Source organism: Kitasatospora sp. NPDC058162, from assembly GCF_042884005.1.
Classification (GTDB): domain Bacteria; phylum Actinomycetota; class Actinomycetes; order Streptomycetales; family Streptomycetaceae; genus Kitasatospora.
Map to the genome: position 1 here is coordinate 657,484 of NZ_JBHVUS010000001.1, position 18,701 is coordinate 676,184.

General features: G+C 74.0%; 16 protein-coding genes and 1 pseudogene. 10 read left to right on the forward strand and 7 right to left on the reverse strand.

Annotated features, from left to right (window positions below):
* Positions 1-186 precede the first annotated feature (186 nt).
* A complete protein-coding gene (locus ACFVXG_RS02655; protein WP_387923556.1) occupies positions 187-444 on the reverse strand; it encodes a DUF6296 family protein in 258 nt (85 codons plus the stop codon).
* 331 nt (positions 445-775) lie between these two features.
* Between ACFVXG_RS02655 and ACFVXG_RS02660 the strand changes: the two genes are divergently transcribed.
* A complete protein-coding gene (locus ACFVXG_RS02660; protein WP_387923876.1) occupies positions 776-2,332 on the forward strand; it encodes a fatty acyl-CoA synthetase in 1,557 nt (518 codons plus the stop codon).
* A gap of 38 nt (positions 2,333-2,370) precedes the next feature.
* On the opposite strand, the gene ACFVXG_RS02665 is transcribed toward ACFVXG_RS02660, so the two are convergent.
* On the reverse strand, positions 2,371-3,102 hold the full coding sequence (locus tag ACFVXG_RS02665; RefSeq protein WP_387923557.1) for a polysaccharide deacetylase family protein: 732 nt from the start codon (positions 3,100-3,102) through the stop codon (positions 2,371-2,373).
* A gap of 1 nt (position 3,103) precedes the next feature.
* Between ACFVXG_RS02665 and ACFVXG_RS02670 the strand changes: the two genes are divergently transcribed.
* The 4 genes from ACFVXG_RS02670 (at position 3,104) to ACFVXG_RS02685 (ending at position 7,852) form a co-directional block, all read left to right on the forward strand.
* On the forward strand, positions 3,104-3,301 hold the full coding sequence (locus ACFVXG_RS02670) for a hypothetical protein (RefSeq protein ID WP_387923559.1): 198 nt from the start codon (positions 3,104-3,106) through the stop codon (positions 3,299-3,301).
* A gap of 634 nt (positions 3,302-3,935) precedes the next feature.
* On the forward strand, positions 3,936-5,861 hold the full coding sequence (locus ACFVXG_RS02675; RefSeq protein ID WP_387923561.1) for an ABC transporter ATP-binding protein: 1,926 nt from the start codon (positions 3,936-3,938) through the stop codon (positions 5,859-5,861).
* 49 nt (positions 5,862-5,910) lie between these two features.
* On the forward strand, positions 5,911-6,396 hold the full coding sequence (locus ACFVXG_RS02680; protein WP_387923563.1) for an NUDIX domain-containing protein: 486 nt from the start codon (positions 5,911-5,913) through the stop codon (positions 6,394-6,396).
* Between the two features lie 295 nt (positions 6,397-6,691).
* A complete protein-coding gene (locus tag ACFVXG_RS02685) occupies positions 6,692-7,852 on the forward strand; it encodes a protein-L-isoaspartate O-methyltransferase (RefSeq protein WP_387923565.1) in 1,161 nt (386 codons plus the stop codon).
* An 80-nt stretch (positions 7,853-7,932) separates the two neighbouring features.
* Here ACFVXG_RS02685 and ACFVXG_RS02690 read toward each other — a convergent pair whose 3' ends face one another.
* Positions 7,933-8,199 (reverse strand): hypothetical protein, encoded by a 267-nt coding sequence (locus ACFVXG_RS02690; RefSeq protein ID WP_387923566.1) that lies wholly within the window; start codon positions 8,197-8,199, stop codon positions 7,933-7,935.
* 188 nt (positions 8,200-8,387) lie between these two features.
* Entirely contained in the window at positions 8,388-9,758 is a 1,371-nt protein-coding gene (locus ACFVXG_RS02695; RefSeq protein WP_387923568.1) for a hypothetical protein, read from the reverse strand.
* Between the two features lie 147 nt (positions 9,759-9,905).
* On the opposite strand from ACFVXG_RS02695, the gene ACFVXG_RS02700 reads away from it, so the two are divergent.
* The 3 genes from ACFVXG_RS02700 (at position 9,906) to ACFVXG_RS02710 (ending at position 12,087) form a co-directional block, all read left to right on the forward strand.
* Positions 9,906-10,685 carry a hypothetical protein gene (locus tag ACFVXG_RS02700; RefSeq protein WP_387923569.1) on the forward strand — a complete coding sequence of 260 codons (780 nt, stop codon included), beginning with the start codon at positions 9,906-9,908 and terminating at the stop codon, positions 10,683-10,685.
* Positions 10,686-10,861: 176 nt separating this feature from the next.
* Positions 10,862-11,299 (forward strand): PPOX class F420-dependent oxidoreductase, encoded by a 438-nt coding sequence (locus tag ACFVXG_RS02705; RefSeq protein ID WP_387923570.1) that lies wholly within the window; start codon positions 10,862-10,864, stop codon positions 11,297-11,299.
* Positions 11,300-11,478: 179 nt separating this feature from the next.
* The gene (locus ACFVXG_RS02710) at positions 11,479-12,087 is read left to right on the forward strand and encodes a hypothetical protein (RefSeq protein ID WP_387923572.1); all 609 of its coding nucleotides are present in this window, start codon (positions 11,479-11,481) and stop codon (positions 12,085-12,087) included.
* A gap of 81 nt (positions 12,088-12,168) precedes the next feature.
* Here ACFVXG_RS02710 and ACFVXG_RS02715 read toward each other — a convergent pair.
* Positions 12,169-13,385: pseudogene (locus ACFVXG_RS02715) on the reverse strand (glycosyltransferase).
* Positions 13,386-13,536: 151 nt separating this feature from the next.
* Here ACFVXG_RS02715 and ACFVXG_RS02720 point away from each other — a divergent pair.
* Positions 13,537-14,613, forward strand: a complete 1,077-nt coding sequence (locus ACFVXG_RS02720) for an ADP-ribosylglycohydrolase family protein (protein WP_387923573.1) — start codon at positions 13,537-13,539, stop codon at positions 14,611-14,613.
* 28 nt (positions 14,614-14,641) lie between these two features.
* Here the strand turns inward: ACFVXG_RS02720 and ACFVXG_RS02725 are convergent, their stop codons facing one another.
* Positions 14,642-15,820: a helix-turn-helix domain-containing protein gene (locus tag ACFVXG_RS02725; RefSeq protein WP_387923575.1), complete on the reverse strand. Its 1,179-nt coding sequence runs from the start codon at positions 15,818-15,820 to the stop codon at positions 14,642-14,644.
* A gap of 213 nt (positions 15,821-16,033) precedes the next feature.
* On the opposite strand from ACFVXG_RS02725, the gene ACFVXG_RS02730 reads away from it, so the two are divergent.
* Positions 16,034-17,698, forward strand: a complete 1,665-nt coding sequence (locus ACFVXG_RS02730) for an FAD-binding dehydrogenase (RefSeq protein WP_387923577.1) — start codon at positions 16,034-16,036, stop codon at positions 17,696-17,698.
* Between the two features lie 19 nt (positions 17,699-17,717).
* On the opposite strand, the gene ACFVXG_RS02735 is transcribed toward ACFVXG_RS02730, so the two are convergent.
* Positions 17,718-18,509 carry a hypothetical protein gene (locus tag ACFVXG_RS02735; protein WP_387923579.1) on the reverse strand — a complete coding sequence of 264 codons (792 nt, stop codon included), beginning with the start codon at positions 18,507-18,509 and terminating at the stop codon, positions 17,718-17,720.
* Between the last annotated feature and the right edge of the window lie 192 nt (positions 18,510-18,701).

The window sequence follows — 18,701 nt, forward strand, 5'->3', positions numbered from 1 at the left end:
ACCCGGCTTCTCCGGCTTCGGCAACCGGAGTTTAGAAAGGTCCCTTCATAATTCGCCAGGCGCGGAGGCACCCCCGGAGGCACGGTCCGGGGTCTTGCGGAAATCGCAGTTCGGGGCATTGCCGCGACGGGGGGTCGGCGCCGTCACCCTGCGTCGGCCGGGCGCTGCGGCCGGTGGCGGCGGGCGTCACCGCCTCCGCGTGGTGCGGTCGGGCAGTGGTACGGCGTGCAGGCAGGGGTGCGGCCCGGTCCCGGCCGGGGCGGCCAGGACGGTGGCCACCTCCCCGGTGATCTCCACTTGGAGGTCGCCTTCGAGGTTCGTCCAGACCGGCCCGCCGCCGGGCCCCAGCACCTCGGTGGCGTGCACCACGACGACGGCCGGCGGGGCGTGTCCGCCGATCGACCCGGGCAGGGTCACCGCGTAACGGCGTTCAAGGCTCTTCATGGCCGGCCTCCTCGTCGGACTCCCTCCCGGTGGCGTCGATTCTCCTCCGAGGCCGGGGCGTCGCACACGAACGGTGGCCGTTTCCCCGGCCCGCTTCGGCCCGGCAGGGTGCCGGGTCCCTGGAATCGGTGGTCATTCGGGCGCCTACCCGGTCACGCCCCGTTGACACCCCGGACGGACAGTCCGGCCCCCGCCGCCCCGGCCGGTTCCGCACGCCCGGCCCCTGGTGCGGGCGCTCCGGAGCGGGCAGGCTGCTGCTGCCCGCTCCGGCCACCCGGACCGAGCCCAGCCGCCCCCGCCGCCGCGCCACCCGAAAGCGAGACCCGTGAGCATGATCGACGCCCCACGAGCCGCCACCGACGACCCCCGAGCGGGCACCGTCGACGCGCTGCTGCGCCGGAGCGCCCGCCGGACCCCCGACCGCGTCGCGCTCACCTTCGCCGACCGCAGCTGGACCTACCGGCAGCTCGACGAGGCGGTCAGCCGGGCCGCCGGGCACCTGCTCGGGCTCGGCCTGCGCCCCGGCGACCGGGTCGCCGCGTACGGGCGCAACTCCGACGCGTACGCGATCGCCTTCCTCGCCTGCGCCCGGGCCGGGCTGGTGCACGTGCCGGTCAACCACGCCCTCACCGGCGAGGAGTTGCGATACCTGCTCGGCCAGTCCGGGAGCCGCGCGGTGCTCAGCGATCCGGCGCTCGCCGCGGAGGTCGAACGGGTGCGGGACGGCCTGGCCGTCGAACACCTGGTTCCGCTGCGGGACGACGAGGCCGGGCTCCTGGCAGCCGCGTCGGCCGGCCCCGTACCCGAACCCGGCACCGGGGTGGCCGACACCGAGCTCGCCCAGCTGCTCTACACCTCCGGCACCACGTCCCAGCCGAAGGGCGCGATGATGACCCACCGCGCCCTGGTGCACACCTACCTGTCCGCCATCCACGCCCTCGACCTGCACGCGGACGACCGGCCGCTGATCTGCATGCCGCTCTACCACTCGGCCGCCCTGCACGTCTTCCTGCTCCCCCACCTCGCCGTCGGTGCCTCCGTCCTGCTGCTGGAGTCGCCCGACATCCCCGAACTGCTCCGGCGGATCGAGGCCGACCGGATCGGCTCGCTCTTCCTGGCGCCGACGGTGTGGGTGCCGCTGGCCAACCACCCGGACCTCGACCGGCACGACCTGTCCTCGCTGCGCAAGGCCCAGTACGGCGCCTCGATCATGCCGGTGACGGTGCTCGACCGGCTGCGCGCCCGCTACCCGCAGGTCGGCTTCTACAACTGCTTCGGCCAGTCCGAGATCGGCCCGCTCGCCACGGTGCTGCGACCCGAGGAGCACCTCGACCGACCGGCCTCCTGCGGCCGCCCGGTGCTGTTCGTGGAGGCCCGGATCCTCGACCGGGACGGTACCGAAGCGCCGCCCGGCACCCCCGGTGAAATCGTCTACCGCTCACCGCAGTTGTGCCTCGGCTACTGGGACTCGCCCGAGCAGACCGCCGAGGCCTTCAAGGGCGGCTGGTTCCACTCCGGGGACCTGGTCGTCGCCGACGAGGAGGGCTACCTGACGGTGGTCGACCGGATCAAGGACGTCATCAACACCGGCGGCGTGCTGGTGGCCTCCCGGGAGGTCGAGGAGGCCGTCTACAGCCACGCCGCCGTGGCGGAGGTCGCGGTGGTCGGCACACCCGACGAGAAGTGGATCGAGGCGGTCACCGCCTTCGTCGTCCTCCGCCCCGACGCCGCCACCCCCACCGAGGCGGAGCTGATCGCCCACGTCCGGAGTCGGCTGGCGCCGTTCAAGGTGCCGAAGAAGGTCCTCTTCGTCCCCGAACTGCCGCGCAACCAGAGCGGCAAACTGCTCAAGCGCGACCTCCGGTCGGGGGCTGGTGGGGGCCGGTAGCCCCGTCGGCCGCCGAGCCTCTGCCCCCGGAGAGCGGCTCACGGAGTGGTCTGGACCGGGAATCCGGTGGGGCGGCCCTGGGCCTTCAGCCAGGTGAGGACCTGGGTGAGGGCCTCGACGGTCTGCTGGCGGTCGCCGCCGCCGTCGTGGAAGAGGATGGTCGGGCCGTTGCCGATCTCCTTCTTGACCGTGTCGACGATGGCGGCCGTGCCGGGCTTGTCGAAGTCCTTCGAGTCGATGTTCCAGCCGAGCGGGCGCATCCCGTTGGCGGCGGCGATGCGCCGGCTGTCGGGGGTGAACGAGCCGCCGGGGGCCCGGTAGTACATCACTTCGGCGCCGCTGCCCGCGGCCTGTTCGATCATCTTCTTCGCGTCCAGGATCTCCTTCTCCTGGTACGCGACGGGCTTCTTGTCCATGGTGGTGTCGTGGTCCACGGTGTGGTCGCAGAGCCGGTGGCCGGCCGCGACGACCTGCTTGACCAGGTCCGGGTGGGCCTTGGCCTGCGGACCGATCATGCAGAACGTCGCCTTCACCCCGTTCCGCTTGAGCACGTCGAGGACCTTCGGGGTCCAGACCGGATCGGGGCCGTCGTCGATGGTGATGTTGACGGCGTTTCCGCCGGCCTCGGAGGCGTGGGCTATGCCCTCCGGTATGCGCCCCTGCTGGGTGCCGCCGCTGCCCTGGGCACCGTCCTGGCCGCTGTGGTCGTCGGCGGTCGTGTCCCGCTCGTGTGCGGCGTTCTGGTGCGAGGCGGGGATCGAGGTGGTCACTGTGGGAACCACCCAGGCACTCGCCGCCACGACGACGACCGCAGCGGCGACCGCCGCCCGCGAACGGTTGCCCATGTTCCCCATGCGCGCCTTGAAATCCATCAACGATCACTCCCCCGACTGCACCCGCACCTGCACGTTCACTGAGGTCGATGACGTCAGCCGGATCGAACGGGGTTCCACGGTTGGACGGCCGTAGCAGTCCGGTGACAATTCGCCGGCGCGGTCTTGGGGCGAGGGTCGGGGGTCGAGGGGCGAGGGGCGAGGGCCGAAACCTGATCGTGCGGCTGTCCAGCCGATCGGGTGAAACCGGCGACGGCTGCAGCCGGCGGGGTCTCCTCGCCCGCGACGGCTCCCGCGGCCGTGGCGGATCCGGCCGGGAGGCCGCACTCGAACAGGCTCTCGCCGCCTGCGCACTGGGCTGCGCGGCTCTCGCCGCACCCGCATGCGACCGACCGGAGGGCGTCCCTAGGCCGCCGGCAGGTGCTCGAAATGTCCACTTTCGCCCCGGGCTCGCCCGGAGGAAATCCGCTTGAACAGCGAAATCGAACAGCACCATCATCGGGCGTCATCCAGCCGTGAGGAATTCCGTCAACTCGGCCTCGGAAAAGGCTACTTGGGCCTTTCCGCAAGCCAGGTCCGCGGTTCCTCGCGCCCCCGTACCGCTCTGCGTCTGGAGGTCCTGTGGCCTGTCCTCCCACCCCGACGACCCACATCCCGCCTGTCCCCCGGATCTCGGTGTCCCGCGCGTCGCACGGGTCCCGTACGTCCCGTACGTCCCGCGCGCCGCGCACGTCGCGCACGTCGCGCACGTCGCGCGAGGAGGCGAGCGCATGAACACCGGGACCGCGTCGGCCACGCCCGCCGACACCGACGAGGAACTGCGGTGGCTCGCCGACGGACGCCGCATCGAGACGATCGAGGCGATCAGCGTCAGCGCGATGGCCCGCCGCCTGCCCGCGCTGGTCGTCCGCGCCTTCCGCCTCGGCTGGCGGATCGACCGCGCCTCCGTCGCGCTGCTCCTGACCTGCCAGGCCGTGTCCGCCGTACTCGGTGCGGCGGGCCTGTTCGCGACCACCGGTACGATCTCGGCGCTGTTCGGTCCGGGCCGGCTCGACGACAAGCTCGCCCACGCGGCCCCGTCGATCCTGGTGATCGCGGCAGCGGCCGGCGCCCGCTCCCTGCTGGGCATCACGATCCGGACCGTCACCATCCACCTGTCACCGCGCATCTCCCGGGAGGCCGAGGCCGCCGTCCTGCGCGCCACCGTGGCGGCCGAGCTGACCGCCTACGACCACGCCGGCTACAACGACGAACTGGAAGCCGCCGACCGCGGCGCCGAGGTCTGCGTGGACATCGTCGGAGAGGCGCAGAACCTGCTCGCCGCCCTCGCCTCGCTCCTCGGCGCGGCCGGCGTGCTGACCGTGCTGCACCCCGCCCTCCTGCCGTTGCTGGTGCTCGCGGCACTGCCCCAGGGAATCGCGTCGGTGCACGCCGCCCGGGTGCAGTTCCTGGCGAACCGGGCCGCGATCGGCGACCGCCGGGTCATGGCGAACCTGCGCTGGTACATCCACCTCAAACGCAACGCCGACCAGGTCCGCTCCGACACCATGGGCGAGTTCCTGCTCACCAAGTACGACCAGGTCGGCCGTCGGCTGGACGCCAGTTCGCGGCGGGCGGCGCGGCAGAGCGCCAGGGTGTCGGTGATCGGGGCCGCCGCCTCCGGCCTGGGCACCGCGGTGGTGTGGGGGGCGATGCTGTGGCTGGTCAGCACCGGCCGGATGAGCCTGCCGCGCGGCGGCGCGGCGGTGTTCGCCCTGACCGCGGTCGGCACCAGCCTGCACGGCATCGTCGGCTACGGCGCGGACCTCTTCCGCACCGGCATGTACCTGGACGACTGGTCGAGCTTCCTCGACACCGCCGGCGGCCACCGGCCCGAGCGCGGCAGCGGAACCCCCGAGCCACCGCGCCGGATCGCCGTCGAGAACCTCGGCTACGCCTACCCCGCGTCCGACCGCAAGGCCCTGGACGGGGTCGACCTGCACGTCGAACGGGGCGAGATCCTCGCCCTGGTCGGTGAGAACGGATCCGGCAAGACCACCCTCTCCAAACTCCTGGCCGGGCTCTACCTGCCCGACACCGGATCGGTGCGGTGGGACGGGCGCGACACCCGCGACCTGGACCAGCACGCCCTGTGGCGCCAGGTCGCCGTCGTCCCGCAGGACTACGCGCGCTGGCCGCTGACCTGCCGCGAGAACATCACCCTGGGCCAACCCACCCCCGAGGGCGACGCCGCGGTGCTGCGCGCCGCCGACGCCTCCGGGGCGGCCGACGTCGTCGCCAAGCTCCGCCGGGGCCTGTCCACCCTGCTGGCGGTGGAGTGGCTGGGCGGCGAGGAACTGTCCGGCGGCCAGTGGCAGCGCCTGGCCATCGCCCGGGCGTTCCACCGCGAAGCCGGACTGCTCGTCCTGGACGAACCGACCGCCGCCCTCGACCCCCGCGCCGAGCACCGGATCTTCCAGAACCTGCGGGCCGTCGCCCGGGAACGCGCGGTCGTCCTGGTCACCCACCGGCTCACCAACGTGGCCGTCGCCGACCGGATCGTGGTCCTGGAGGACGGCAAGGTCCTCCAGGAGGGCACCTTCGCCGAACTCGTCGCCGACGAGACCGGCCGCTTCAGGGAACTCTGGGACCTCCAGAACGAACGCACCGGCCTCCCCCGCCAACGAACCCGCCCGACTCAGCCGGACAACACCTGACTCACCTGCTCGAAACCCCCGTCCGATCAACCCTCTTGGAGACAGCGTCATGGAAACCCTCCGCCAGGCCGTGGCCGTGATCGTCCACGACCGGCCCCGGGGCCGCGTGGTGACGATCCGCTACGCCTCCGACAGCTGGAGCAGGACGCCGGCGTGGACGATCCCCGGTGGCAAGGTCGAGGTCGGCGAGCGCCTGGACGAGGCCGCCGCGCGCGAACTCCGCGAGGAGAGCGGGCTGTTCGCCGACCCCGACAGCCTGCGCCTGGTCCACACGGTCCAGGTCCGTGCCGGCTGGGACGGCCAGGGGCCGTTCCTGCTCTCGGTGTTCCTCGCGACCGCCTGGCACGGCGAGCTGACGAACGCCGAGCCGGACAAGCACCTGGCGGTCACCTGGTCCCCCGCCGAGGCGCTGCCGCTGCCGATGTTCCCGACCTCCTACGCCGCCCTCACCCGCTACCTCTCCGGTGGCCGGGGCTTCTCCACCCACGGCTGGACCGACGACCCCTTCGACCCCCGCGCCCTGGTCGGCGCGTGACGTTCGCCGCCGACCTGATCAACGGCCCGCTCAGCGTGGGGGGCGCCACCCCGAGCGGGAGTTCACCGTGCCGCGCGCCTTGCGGGCGCCCCGTACGCCCTCTGCCGTCCGGTGCCGGGGTGGGCGAGGATGAGTGGCTCACCGTGTCCCGTACCCGACCGAAGGGATGCACCGCATGGGCAAGCACGAGAAGCCGCCGCCGGACCCCGGGACGGGAACGCCTCCGCCCGGCAACAAGGACGGGCAGGTCCCGCCCCCGCCGCCGGGCAGCGGCACACGACGGAGGTAGGGCGCGATGACGGGCGGCGGGGGCCTGGCGGGGCGCCGGAGGTGCCTGGACGCGGTGATGGAGCGGGACGGGGCGTGGCCGGCCGGGGCGCCGTGGGTGCGGGAGGCCTTCGCGGCGGTGCCGCGGGACCGGTTCGCGCCCGAGCGGCTGTGGCGGTGGGACGGCCGCGCCTACGTACCGCTCGACCGTACGGCGGACCAGCGGGCATGGGTCGACGAACTGTTCGGCGGCATCCATGACGCGGCCGTCACCCAGCTGGTCGACGGCCTGCCGTCCTCGTCGCTGTCCGCGCCGTCCGTCGTGGCCGACATGCTGGACAGCCTCCGTCTGGAGCCCGGCCACCGGGTGTGGGACATCGGCACCGGGCGGGGGTGGACCGCGGCGCTGGCCGCCTGGCGAGTCGGTCCCGGACGGGTGGTCTCCAGCGAGGTGGACGGGCACCTGGCCGCGTCCGCCCGGCAGCGCCTCGCCGCCGCCGGCCTCACGGTCGAGGTCGCCACCGGCAACGCGACCGGCGGCGGGGTGCCCGGCGGCGTCCCGGTCGACCGGATCCACGCCACCTACGCGGTCGAGGCCGTGCCGTGGGCCTGGGTGGAGGCGGTACGGCCGGGCGGGCGGATCGTCTACCCCTGGGGTCTGCTCGGGCACGTCGCCCTCACCGTCGCCGAGGACGGCCGGAGCGCGACCGGCTGGGTGCAGGGCCTGGCACAGTTCATGGCCGACCGCACCGCCCCCGCCCCGGCACCCGGCGGCCACGCCGCCTACGGCGCGGTGCGCGGCACCGCCGATCCCGACACGGAGCAGGTGCTGCGACGCGACCTAAGCCCGCTGGAGAACGACTGGGACCTGCGCTTCGCCCTGCGCGTGGCCGTACCGGACGCAATACTGCTCACCGACCGGGACGAGGACGGCGTCAACGCCTGGGTCCACGACGGCGATCGGTCATGGGCCGCGTACACCGCGCGCGGTGACGGCTCCGTGGTGCTGTTCCAGGGCGGGCCGCGCCGCATCGGTGACGAGGTGACGGCCGCCTGGTCCCGCTGGGAGGAGCTCGGCCGCCCGGACCGCTTCGCCTACGGCATCACCGTCACCCCCGACGCCCAATGGGCTTGGCAGGGCGGCCCCGACGGCCCGCACTGGCCGATCGCACGGACCGGGGATTGGTGACTGGGAGTCGGTGATCAGCAGGTGCCCGCCCCGGCTGTTCGAGCGCCGGGGAGTGGGGACCTCCACCCGGCCATGACGCCTCAGCCCCGGCGGAGGGCGCCCTCGCACTCCCGGCAGCGGCGGTCGGCGTAGGCGGGCGGGTACCACGGCTCACCCGGACGGGTGGGGGCGTAGTGGGCGTGCTCCATCGGGGTGGTGTCCCGGCCGCACAGCGTCCACGCCTGGGGGTCCTCCGGTGCCTCCGGGTCGGCCCCGGCGGCATGGACCAGGAAGACGACCGGACCCGCGCCCTCGGCACTGAGGTCCTGGTCGGGCTCCAACTCGAAGAGGACGACGATCGTGGCCATGGTCCCGACGCTGCGCGCCGCGAGCCCCGCCCGCACCCGCTGTACGACCGTCCTGATGGAGTTCCACCGGACCGGGAGGCACGGAGTTGCGGGCGCCGACGGCCCGTCGCAGCCTTGTGGTCGCCCGCTGCGCTCGGGCTGCCCGGGTCGAGGAGCGGCCCCCGGCGGGGCGGGTCGGTGAGCTCCGGTCAGTCGGCGGTGACCAGGGCTGCGGCGGGGCCGCCGATCCTGGTCCAGGCCTCGCCGCTGCCGCTCCACTGCCACACGCTCCCCCGGTCGGAGGCCAAACGATAGAGGGCGTGGTCACCGACCGCGAGGTCCGCGCCCGCCTCGCCGACAGAGGTCCAGGAATCGGGTGTCCCGCCGTAGCGAACGATCCGGCCGGTGACGGGGTCTGTGACGAACAGTCCCGCACCGCCCGCGTAGAGCGCCGTGGCGGGGCCGCCGATCCTGGTCCAGGCCTCGCCGCTGCCGCTCCACTGCCACACGCTCCCCCGGTCGGAGGCCAGGCGGTAGAGGGCGTGACCGCCGACGGCGAACGCCGCGGCGGGGCCGCTGACGTGGGTCCAGGAGTCGTCGGTGGCGTTGTAGTGGAACAGGCCGCCGGTGTCCCCGGGGCCGGTGGCGAAGAGGTCCCCGCCGTTCGCGTACAGGTGGCCGGCGGGGCCGCCGATCCGCCTCCACGGCGTACCGGGGTGCTCGTCCCAGCGCAGCACCGTGCCGGCGTCGGGGGCGAGGGCGTAGACGCAGCCGTCGCCGACGGCGAAGTCCGCGCCGGGGGTGCCGATGTTGGTCCAGGAGCCGGCGGTGCCCTCGTAGCGGAAGACGGCGTGGGTGTCCGGGTCGGTCGCGAGGAGTTCGCCCCGGCCAGTGCGGAGCGTGCCGGCCCGGCCTCCGACGACCGTCCAGGTGGTACCGCCGTTCCAGGTCAGAACGGCGCTGTGGTCGGGGGCCACGGCGTAGAGGCGGTCGGCTGTGCCGACTTGTGTGGGCGGAGTGGCGGTCGCCGAAGGCCGGCCCGGTGGAGCGGGCGCCGGACCGGCTGCGGGGGCGGCCGTGCGGCCGGCCACGTGGACCAGGAACGCGCCGACCGTGGCCACGACCACGACGGTGGCCACGAGGGCCAGCGCCCAGCGCCTGCGGCGCGCGGCTTCGGGGGTAGTGGCGGCGAGGGTAGTGGGGACGGGGGTAGTGGCGGCGGGCTGCTCCGGTGGCTCGGCTTCCAGGGCGGACGCGACCGGTTCGGCCGGTAGGGGGTCCGGGAGTTGAAGTCCCTCCCCGCGCTCGATGCGCCCGTACAGCTCCTCGGCCTGCTCCAGCAGGTGCGCACGGGTGAACGCGTCTCCCACACGGTCCTCGATCAGGTACCGCACCACGTGCCGGGGCGGTACCCGAGTGCCCTTGCGGTACTCCGCCCAGGTCGTCTTTCCGCCCATCTGCTCGTAGCGCTCGGCCAGTTCGCGGACGGTCGCCCCCTTGGTGACGCCGCGCAGCAGCAGCACGAGTTCGTTGATCGCCGCTGACCCCCCGACCGGGTCCTTCTGCGGGCGTCCCGCCACGTCCGATCCCTCCATTGTCCCGCCTGTCCCGTCGGACAACCGCATTGTCCGGTACCGACCTGCGGCTTCGCCCGTCGGCCGTTGATGGACAATCAGACCGGCCCGCAACGTGGTGTTCAAGCGGTTCCGACAACCAGGAGGCACACCGTGTCCCACACCACGAGCACGAGCACCGACACGAGCACCAACGCGTCCAACTCCACGTCCGCGTTCGGCTCCCGGCGACTCGCCGGGTGGCGCGCGGCGGCCCTGCTCCCGCTGGCCCTGGTCGGCGTGGTCACCACCGCCACGGCCGCGAGCGCGGCCCCCGCGCACCACCGGGCCCACCCCGTGGCCGCCGGCGGCCACGGGCACAAGAGCGGGGACTCCGGCTACGGCTTCTTCGACAAGGTCTCCGCCCAGGTGGTCAACGCCGTCCACGGGCGTGAGTACTGCGACTACGGTCAGAGTGCCTACCGCTCGGTAGCGGCAGCGCCCGGAGTGAGCCTGACCTTCACGCAGGCCGTCTCCAGGACGGCCACCTGGTCGACCACCGGCGGAGTCAAGCTCTCCTTCTCCGGGCTCAAGGCCGCGCTCAACCTCGAGGGCAGCGTGACCGACACCAAGACCGACCAGGTCACCGTGCAGCAGAACATCCTCTGGACCGTCCCGGCAGAGAAGATGGGCGTGCTCGACGTGTACGTCCGTTACCAGGACTGGGACTTCCAGACCGTCGGCGGCCTCAGCCACCGCTTCCTCGGTACCGGGCGCGCCAAGGTCCCGGTCGGGCTGTGCGGCAGCACCACGACCTACCCCGTCAAGCCGCAGGACTGCGGCCCCATGCCCATCGGCTGCCTCTTCCAGGGGATCGAGACCATCCGTCCCGAGGCGCACACCACCCACCGCGTCGTCCGCCACGCCGGCGGGGTCGGCCGGCTCCACCGGTAGGCGGGAGCCAGTAGACGGTGGTGGAGCAGGAAGTCGGGCCCGTCGACTTCCTGCTCCACCACCGCCGGAGATCCCGTCCTCGTGTCCGTTGGGGCCCGGATCGCTACGCTGAGGCGGCATCAGGTGGGCGGGCACCGGTCAGGGGCCGCCGGGGAACGAGGCGAAGGGGCGGGTCGGTGGGCATCTGGACGGAGGACCTCCGGGCGCGGGTGGCGGAGCCGCGGATCTGGTTCGTGGCGACCACCGGGGTGGACGGCGCCCCGCACGTCACCCCGATGTGGCTCGGGCTGGAGGGTGACCGGGTGTACTTCAACACCTCCATCGGCCGGGTCAAGGAGCGCAACCTGCGCCACGAGCCCCGCGTCTGCCTCTCCAACTCCGACCTGGCCGATCCGTACGACCGCCTCCAGATCCACGGCCGTGCCGTCGAGTTCGTGACCGGCGAGCAGGCCGACCGTCAGATGGACCGCCTCGCCCACAAGTACCTGGGCGTCGAGGAGTACGGCTGGCGCATTCCCGGCGAGCGGCGGGTCACCGTGTTCATCGAGCCCACCCGCATCCGCCGGATCGTCGGGGTCGAACCACTGCCGGCCGCCGCCCGGCACACCGGTTGACCCCGGAGTTCACCGACGGGCGGGCGACGCCCGTCGGCGGGCCGGGCGTCGAGCAGTCACAGGGCGCGGAGTTGACGGGATCGTTCGTGCTCGGGAGCATGTCTCACCTGTCACCTGTCACCACGCGTGTGCGTGGGGTGCGTGGGTGTACGCAGACCGGTTTCCTGAAGTGTGGAGTCATGACGTTGGTGGTGTCCGAGCAGGGCATGAGGAGGGCCGGTCTCGTCGTCGGGGCGGCGCTGGTGCTGGCGGCCTGTGCGGTCGGCGGGGGCGACCGGGCGGCGGCCGAGGAGCTCGGGTCCGGCCCGGTGGCCGTGGCCGGGCAGGTCGGGCAGGCCGGTCCGCGGGGCCCGGTGCAGCAGGCGGCGGTCGCGACCGGCGTCGTGGTCACTGAGGGCGAGGTCGGCCAGGTGGGTCCGAAGGGGGTCATCACCTACCCGTCGGTGACCAGTTGCCTGGTCGTCACCGTCTATCTGCGGGACGGCGGCAAGGTCGGCGGCCATGCGAGCCTGTTCCAGGTCCCGGGGAAGCTCCGCTCGGACGAGATCCTCCCCGCCATCAAGCGGGCCGTCGGCCACCGGCCGGTGAAGGCCGTCGATGTCAGCGGGGCCGTCGGGGCCTGGAACCCCTCGTACTTCGAGAAGGCCATCGAGCAGTACACCGAGGGGTCGCCGCCCGAACCGACGGGCGACGCGAAGGGGATCGGTGACACGGTGGCCAAGCTCCTGGGGCAGCAGCGCGAGAAGGTCACCGTCCAGGACCTACCGGACGGCGACATCACCAGGTGAACTGCGGCGTCAAGCGGACGTAACTCCTCCAGGAACCGGTCCGGTCGTCGCTCCCCCCAGCCGCCCCGGGTTCAGCCGGGTTCACCCGGCGGCCGTCGAGCCGATGTGGGCGAGGACCGCGGCCGCGCCGTCCTCTGCGGCGAGCCTGCGGGCGAGTTCGGTGGCGCGGCGGCGGTGGGACGGTTCGGTCAGGCAGGCGGTGATCGCGGCGCCGAGGGCTTCGGCGGTGAGGTCCTGGAACGGCACGGGCCGGGGGGCGACTCCCAGCCCGTGCAGCCGGGCCGCCCAGAACGGCTGGTCGGCCATGACGGGGACGGCGACGGCGGGCACCCCGGCCCGCAGTCCGGCCGCCGTGGTGCCGGCTCCGGCGTGGTGGACGACGGCGGCGGTGCGGGGGAACAGCCAGTCGTGCGGGACGTCGCCGACGGTCAGGACGTCGTCGCCGTACCCGCTCAGTTCGGCCCAGCCCGCCTGCAGCACCGCGCGTACGCCGGCCCGCCCGACCGCCGCGGCCACCAGCTCACTGAGCCGTTCCCCCTCCCCCACCGCCATGCTGCCGAACCCGAGGAACACCGGGGGCGGGCCGGCCCGGAGGAAGTCGACCAGCTCGGCCGGGGGCTGCCAGCCGTCCGGCCGCGCGGGCCACCAGTAGCCCGGCACCTCGACCCAGGACGGCCAGTCGGCGGGGCGCGGCACCACCGAGGGGCTGAAGCCGTGGAAGAGACCGGCCGGAGGTGCGCCGGTGTCGTGGGCGGGTCGGCGGGCAGCCCGAGGCGGGTGCGCAGCCGGGTCACGGCGCCCGCGAAGAGCCGGTCCGCACGCCCCAGCACGTCCCGGCCCGCCGCGAGGTTGCCCTCCGGTCCCAGGTCGCCGGCGTTCCGCGCGTTGGGCAGCGGGAACTCCCGGGTGGCGAACGACGGTGCGAGGTAGGTGCCGATGACGGGGACGCCGAGCGCCTCACCGGCCGTCCGAGTGAGCGGCGCCGGGCCGAAAGCGGTGAGCAGCAGGTCGGCTCCGCCGGCCGCCACCTCCGCCACCCCGTCGGCCAGCCCGTCCGTGTAGGCCCGCAGCGCCGCCTGGGCCTCCTCGCGCGACGCCGCCCGGGAGAGCTCCCCGACCAGCCCCTGCGGGTCCCCCGGCACCGGCCGGTGCTCCAGGCCGCAGCCGCCGACGAGTGCGGCGAAGGCCGGATGGGCGGCCACGGCGACTTGGTGGCCCGCGTCCAGCAGTCGCCGCCCCAGCCCGGTGTAGGGCGCGACGTCTCCTCGCGAACCGGCGGTGACGATCAGAATGCGCATGGAGCGATTCTGCCGCCTTCGCCGCAACTCCGTGCGCGGGTGCCCTCGTTGCTCCTGCCCGTCGGCGTGCTCCGTGGTTGTGATGGGATGTGAGGGCAGGACAGGGCCGGTGGTGCGAGGGGAAGGGCGGGGGCCGGTGCAGGAAGGGGCGGTGAGCGAGGCGCGGGTGCGGGGGCTGGTGCTCGGGGCGGCGTTGGGGGACGCGGCGGGGGTGGTCCGGGGCCGGTGGCCGGCCGAGGGGCCGCTGCGGGTCGGTGTCAGCACCCAGCTGGCGGCGTTCACCGTCGAAGGCGCGATCCGTGCCTCGGTGCGGCTGGACCACAAGGGCATCTGCCACCCGCCGTCCGTGATCTGGCACGCGTACTGCCGCTGGGCCTACCTCCAGGGCATCGAGCCGGAACGGGTCTCGGAGCGCTGGACGCACGGCAGCGACAGCGATTGGCCCCGCGGCTGGCTCGCGCGGGTGCCCGCGCTGCGTGAGCGCCGGGGCTCGGCGCCGGCCACCGTCGCGGCGCTGACCGGACTGAGGCAGGGCACCCCGACGAAACCGGTCAACGGCAGTCGCGGGGCGCACGCGCTCACCCGGGGCCTGGCCTTCGGGCTGCTGCACCGCCTCTTCGGTCCGAACGCGTGCGACACGCTGATCCGCGAGACGGCCGCGCTCACCCACGGCGCCCCGGAGGCGCAGGACGCGGCGCTCGGCGGGGCCGGGCTCGTGTCCCACTGCCTCGCCACGGACGATCCCTTCCGGGCGTGGACGGCCTCCGGCCCGGGCGAGGACCACCCGATCGACGCGCTGGTCCGTTCCCTGCCGATGCCGCACTCGGCGGGCCCGGACACGGTCCTCGCGCTGTTGAAGGCACTCGGCGCCGTCCCGGACCACGGGCAGCTCGCCTGGATCGCCCCGGACGCGACCGGCTCCTCGGCGCTGCTCGGCGCCCTCTACGTGGTCTCCCGCTTCCCCGGCCGCGACACCGTGGACGCGGCCCTGCGCTTCGCGGCCGGCGCGCCGGACGGCAACTCGGTGGCCTCTACTGCCGGGGCGCTGCTCGGTGCCGCGCACGGCGTCGACGCGCTGCCGGTCGAGCTGCTGAGCCGGCTCGAACTCGCCTGGGTGCTCGACACCTTGGCCCGCGACCTGCTCCAGCAGTTCACCGACTCCCCCGGCGGCAGCGAGTACGTACCGGCCCGCGATCCGCACTGGTGGGACCGCTACCCCGGCTTGTGACAGTCGAGGTAGCGGCTCGGCCCGAGCGCTAGCAGGCCCCCGCGAGCAGGGCGGTCTGGAAGACGAAGCGGTTCCACGGGGTGCGCGGGTCGCGGCCGGTGAGGGCGGCGAGGCGGCGGAGGCGGTAGCGGACGGTCTGGGGGTGGAGGTGCAGGCGGGCGGCCGCGCCGGCGGCGCCGTCGGCGTAGATCACCGCGTCGAGGGTCCGCCGGGTGTCGTCGTCCTGGGCGAGGTGGCCGAGCACGGCCTCGGCGACCCGGGCGGGGGCGGCGTCCGGGTGTCCGGTCACCAGGGCGACCACCTCCAGGTCCCCGCGGTCGAGCATCCGGCGTTCGGTCCACACCAGGGGCGAGGCGTGCCGGACGCCGTGGACGGCCAGGCGGTAGTCGCGCGGGGCGGTGGTGGCAGTGACGCCGGTGAGCAGGGCGCCGGTGAGGCCGTGCCCGGCGGCCAGGCGGTCGAGTGCGGCCGGATCGACCGCCTTGACCAGGGCGACGCCGACGCCGTCCATGACGGTGTGCAGTGCGGTGAGTTCGAGGTCGGTGGCCTCGCCCGCGGCCCGGGCGTCCAGGGCGGCGGTCACCATCGCGGCGGCTTGCTCCGCCGTGGCGGCCCGCTCCACCGTGGCGGGCGCGCCGGCCGCCGGGGAGACCACCAACAGGTCGAAGGCGGTGGGCAGTTCGGCGTCGAGTTCGCGCAGCCGCGCGCGCAGGGTGCCCGCGTGGCTCTGCCGGCCGAGCAGCAGGTCGGTGAGGAGACCGCGCAGGGAGCGTTCGCGGTCCTCGCTGAGGATGCGGCCGGTGGACTCGTAACCGTCGAAGATCGCCTCCGAGGACTGGTCGAGCACGGTCAGCCAGACCCGGGCCAGTGCGCTGAGGTCGCGCACCGAGACGGCGTCGGCGAAGCGTTCGCCGATCCGGTCGAAGAAGGCCAGCGCGGCCACCCGGTAGGCGCGCAGCACGGCCGCCAGCGGGCGGGCGTCGCGGGCCCGGACCGCGCCGACACCACGGAACATCCGGATGTCCTCGGCGCTCAACGCGCCGTCCACCGCCCAGAGTTCGAGCACTCGGCGAAGGCTCCAGACGATCAGGGAGCGGACCTCTTCGAGCTGGCGGGCGTCGAGGTTCGCGTAGGCGGGGATTTCCCGGGCGATGGCGGTCATGAAGGCGTCGACCATGCCGGGCTCGTCCGCCAGGATCCGCGCCACGGTAGCGGGGCGGCCGGTGGCCGGACGGTCGGCGGGATGCTCGGGAGCACCTGCCGTCGACGCGCCCTCTACCGGTTCGCCTTGTGCCGGTGGCACAGTCTTCTTCATCACCACCTGACAAGCCTAGTGCCGGTCCCCACGGCCCGCCCGTGACCATGGAACCGCGCAGCCGTCGCGCCCGGGCGACGGCGGATTCCCCCGAGGGAGAGCTGCATGCCGTTCCAGCCTGAGGTGATCGTGGTCGGGGCCGGCCTGGCCGGACTGGTGGCGACGCACGAGCTGGCGAAGGCCGGCCGGCGGGTGCTGGTCGTCGAGCAGGAGAACCGGCGGAACATCGGCGGCCAGGCGTTCTGGTCGCTCGGCGGCCTGTTCTTCGTCGACAGTCCGGAGCAGCGGCGGGTCGGGATCAAGGACTCCCTGGAGCTGGCCCGGCAGGACTGGTTCGGTTCGGCGGGCTTCGACCGGCCGGACGACGAGGACGTCTGGGGGCGGCGCTGGGCCGAGGCGTACCTGGCCTGGGCGGCCGGCGGCAAGCGCGCTTACCTGCGCGAGCTGGGCCACCGGGTGGTGCCGCTGGTGGGGTGGGCGGAGCGGGGTGCCGGTTCGGCCACCGGCCACGGCAACTCGGTGCCGCGCTTCCACATCACCTGGGGCACCGGGCCCGGCGTGGTGGAGGCGTTCCTGCGCCCGGTGCTGCGGGCGGAGCGCGCCGGGCTGGTGCGGTTCGCCTTCCGGCACCAGGTGGACGAGCTGCTGACCGAGGACGGTGCGGTGGTCGGCGTCCGGGGCTCGGTGCTGGCGCCGGACGACTCCGCGCGCGGGGTCAAGTCCTCGCGCGAGGTGGTCGGCCCGTTCGAGGAGCGGGCGGCGGCGGTCGTGGTGACCTCCGGCGGCATCGGGCACAACCATGCGCTGATGCGCGCCAACTGGCCCACCGAGCGGGTCGGCCCGGCCCCCGAGCACCTGATCTCCGGTGTGCCCGCCCACGTCGACGGCCGGATGCTGGCCATCACCGAGCGGGCCGGCGGCCGGGTGGTCAACCGGGACCGGATGTGGGCCTACACCGAGGGCGTGCACAACTGGGACCCGGTCTGGCCGGACCACGCCATCCGGATCCTGCCCGGCCCCTCCTCGATGTGGTTCGACGCCGAGGGGCACCGGCTGACCGGCATGTCGGGGGTGCCGGGGGCCGATTCGATCGGCGCGATGAAGCAGATCCTGGCCACCGGCCACGACTACTCGTGGTTCATCCTGACCCAGTCCATCATCGAGAAGGAGTTCGCCCTCTCCGGCTCGGAACAGAACCCCGATCTGACCGGCCGCGACCTCGGGTTCGCGCTCAGGAGCCGGCTGGCGAAGGGCGCGCCCGGCCCGGTGGAGCGGTTCAAGCAGCACGGCGAGGACTTCGTCGTCGCCCGGACCCTCCCGGAACTGGTCGCGGCCATGAACGGGATCGCCCGCGGCCCGAAACTGGACCTGGACGGGATCGAGCGGCAGATCGTCGCCCGGGACCGGGAGTTGGGCAACGAGTTCAGCAAGGACGTGCAGGTGATGGCGATCTACAACGCCCGCCGGTCGCTGACCGACCGGATCGCCCGGGTCGCCAGGCCGCACCGGATCCTCGACCCGGCACACGGCCCGCTGATCGGGGTGCGCCTCAACATCCTGTCCCGCAAGACCCTCGGCGGCCTGCAGACCGACCTGGACTCCCGGGTGGTCGGTGCCGACGGCGCGCCCGTCCCCGGCCTGTACGCCGCCGGGGAGGTGGCCGGCTTCGGCGGCGGGGGCGTGCACGGGTACAACGCCCTTGAAGGCACCTTCCTGGGCGGCTGCATCTTCTCGGGGCGAGCGGCTGGCATGGCCATCAGCCATTACTGACACGACTTTTGACGATTCGTCAGCCAGTGAGCCAGGGCGCCTCGGGGAGCTTGGCGTCGGCGTTGCGGCCGGAGAAGTCCACGGTGGTCGGCGTGCCCAGGCCGGCCATCCGCATGGTGACCCGGCGCAGCGAGCCGTCGCCGTCGACCCAGTAGGTGAGCGGCGAGCGGTTGCCGTCCGGCGCGGCGCCCTGGGCGCGCGGGCCGGAGAAGCGGTCGTAGCCGCGGCCGTCGATCCGGTCCTGGCCGAGCCAGCGGGCGCCGGACTGGGCGAGCAGCACCGGGTTGTCGGGGCGGTCGGCGCCGACCTGGGTGAGCAGTTGGAGCCCGGCGTCCAGTGGGTCGGCGGTGTAGGAGCGCGGCGACCAGCCGGAGCGGGGGACGTGTTCGGCCTGCTGCCAGGGCGGGCTCTGGTCGCCCTCCGGTTCGGGGGCGAGGCCGAGGCCGCCGGTGTCCCAGATCACCAGCCCGTGGTCGAGCGGCCCGCTCGCGCCGGTGGACCGGTAGCGGCCGACGCCCCGGTGGGTGCGGTAGTCCACGACCCCCTCGACCCGGATCCGCACTCCCCCGCCCTCGTCCGCGGTGAGCACCACCCCCACCGGGCTGGCCTGGTAGAGGTTCAGCCGGGACAGCGCCAGCCGGGCGGCCTCGTCGCTGGTGACCGGCCGCTCCGTGGGCTGGTCGGAGACGGTCTCGTACGCGACGACACCGCCCGCGACGGCGGCGCACACGGCGGTCGCGACCAGCGCCGTCAGCCAGCGGGGCCGGCGGCGCCGGGGCGGCGGGGCGGCGGCCTTCGTCTTCCGGGCCATGCGGTGGTCTTCTCCGATCCGTCGTTCACGTGGGGCGGGTCGTGCAGGTCAGGCAGGTGGTGCGGCTGGGGTACGGGAACCGGGCGGGGGTGGGGGGGGGGCCGGGGGCGGGGGGGATGGGGGGGGTTCGGGGGGGGGGCGTGGCTGGTGGGGCGGGGTGCGGGGCGGTGGCGACGGGCGGAGGTGCTGCGG

What these genes read in the sequence shown, in the direction of transcription:
- ACFVXG_RS02655 (WP_387923556.1), bottom strand. Translation starts at nt 444, where the DNA reads ATGAAGAGCCTTGAACGCCGTTACGCGGTGACCCTGCCCGGGTCGATC.
- ACFVXG_RS02660 (WP_387923876.1), top strand. Translation starts at nt 776, where the DNA reads ATGATCGACGCCCCACGAGCCGCCACCGACGACCCCCGAGCGGGCACC.
- ACFVXG_RS02675 (WP_387923561.1), top strand. Translation starts at nt 3,936, where the DNA reads ATGAACACCGGGACCGCGTCGGCCACGCCCGCCGACACCGACGAGGAA.
- ACFVXG_RS02680 (WP_387923563.1), top strand. Translation starts at nt 5,911, where the DNA reads ATGGAAACCCTCCGCCAGGCCGTGGCCGTGATCGTCCACGACCGGCCC.
- ACFVXG_RS02685 (WP_387923565.1), top strand. Translation starts at nt 6,692, where the DNA reads ATGACGGGCGGCGGGGGCCTGGCGGGGCGCCGGAGGTGCCTGGACGCG.
- ACFVXG_RS02690 (WP_387923566.1), bottom strand. Translation starts at nt 8,199, where the DNA reads ATGGCCACGATCGTCGTCCTCTTCGAGTTGGAGCCCGACCAGGACCTC.
- ACFVXG_RS02710 (WP_387923572.1), top strand. Translation starts at nt 11,479, where the DNA reads ATGACGTTGGTGGTGTCCGAGCAGGGCATGAGGAGGGCCGGTCTCGTC.
- ACFVXG_RS02730 (WP_387923577.1), top strand. Translation starts at nt 16,034, where the DNA reads ATGCCGTTCCAGCCTGAGGTGATCGTGGTCGGGGCCGGCCTGGCCGGA.
- ACFVXG_RS02735 (WP_387923579.1), bottom strand. Translation starts at nt 18,509, where the DNA reads ATGGCCCGGAAGACGAAGGCCGCCGCCCCGCCGCCCCGGCGCCGCCGG.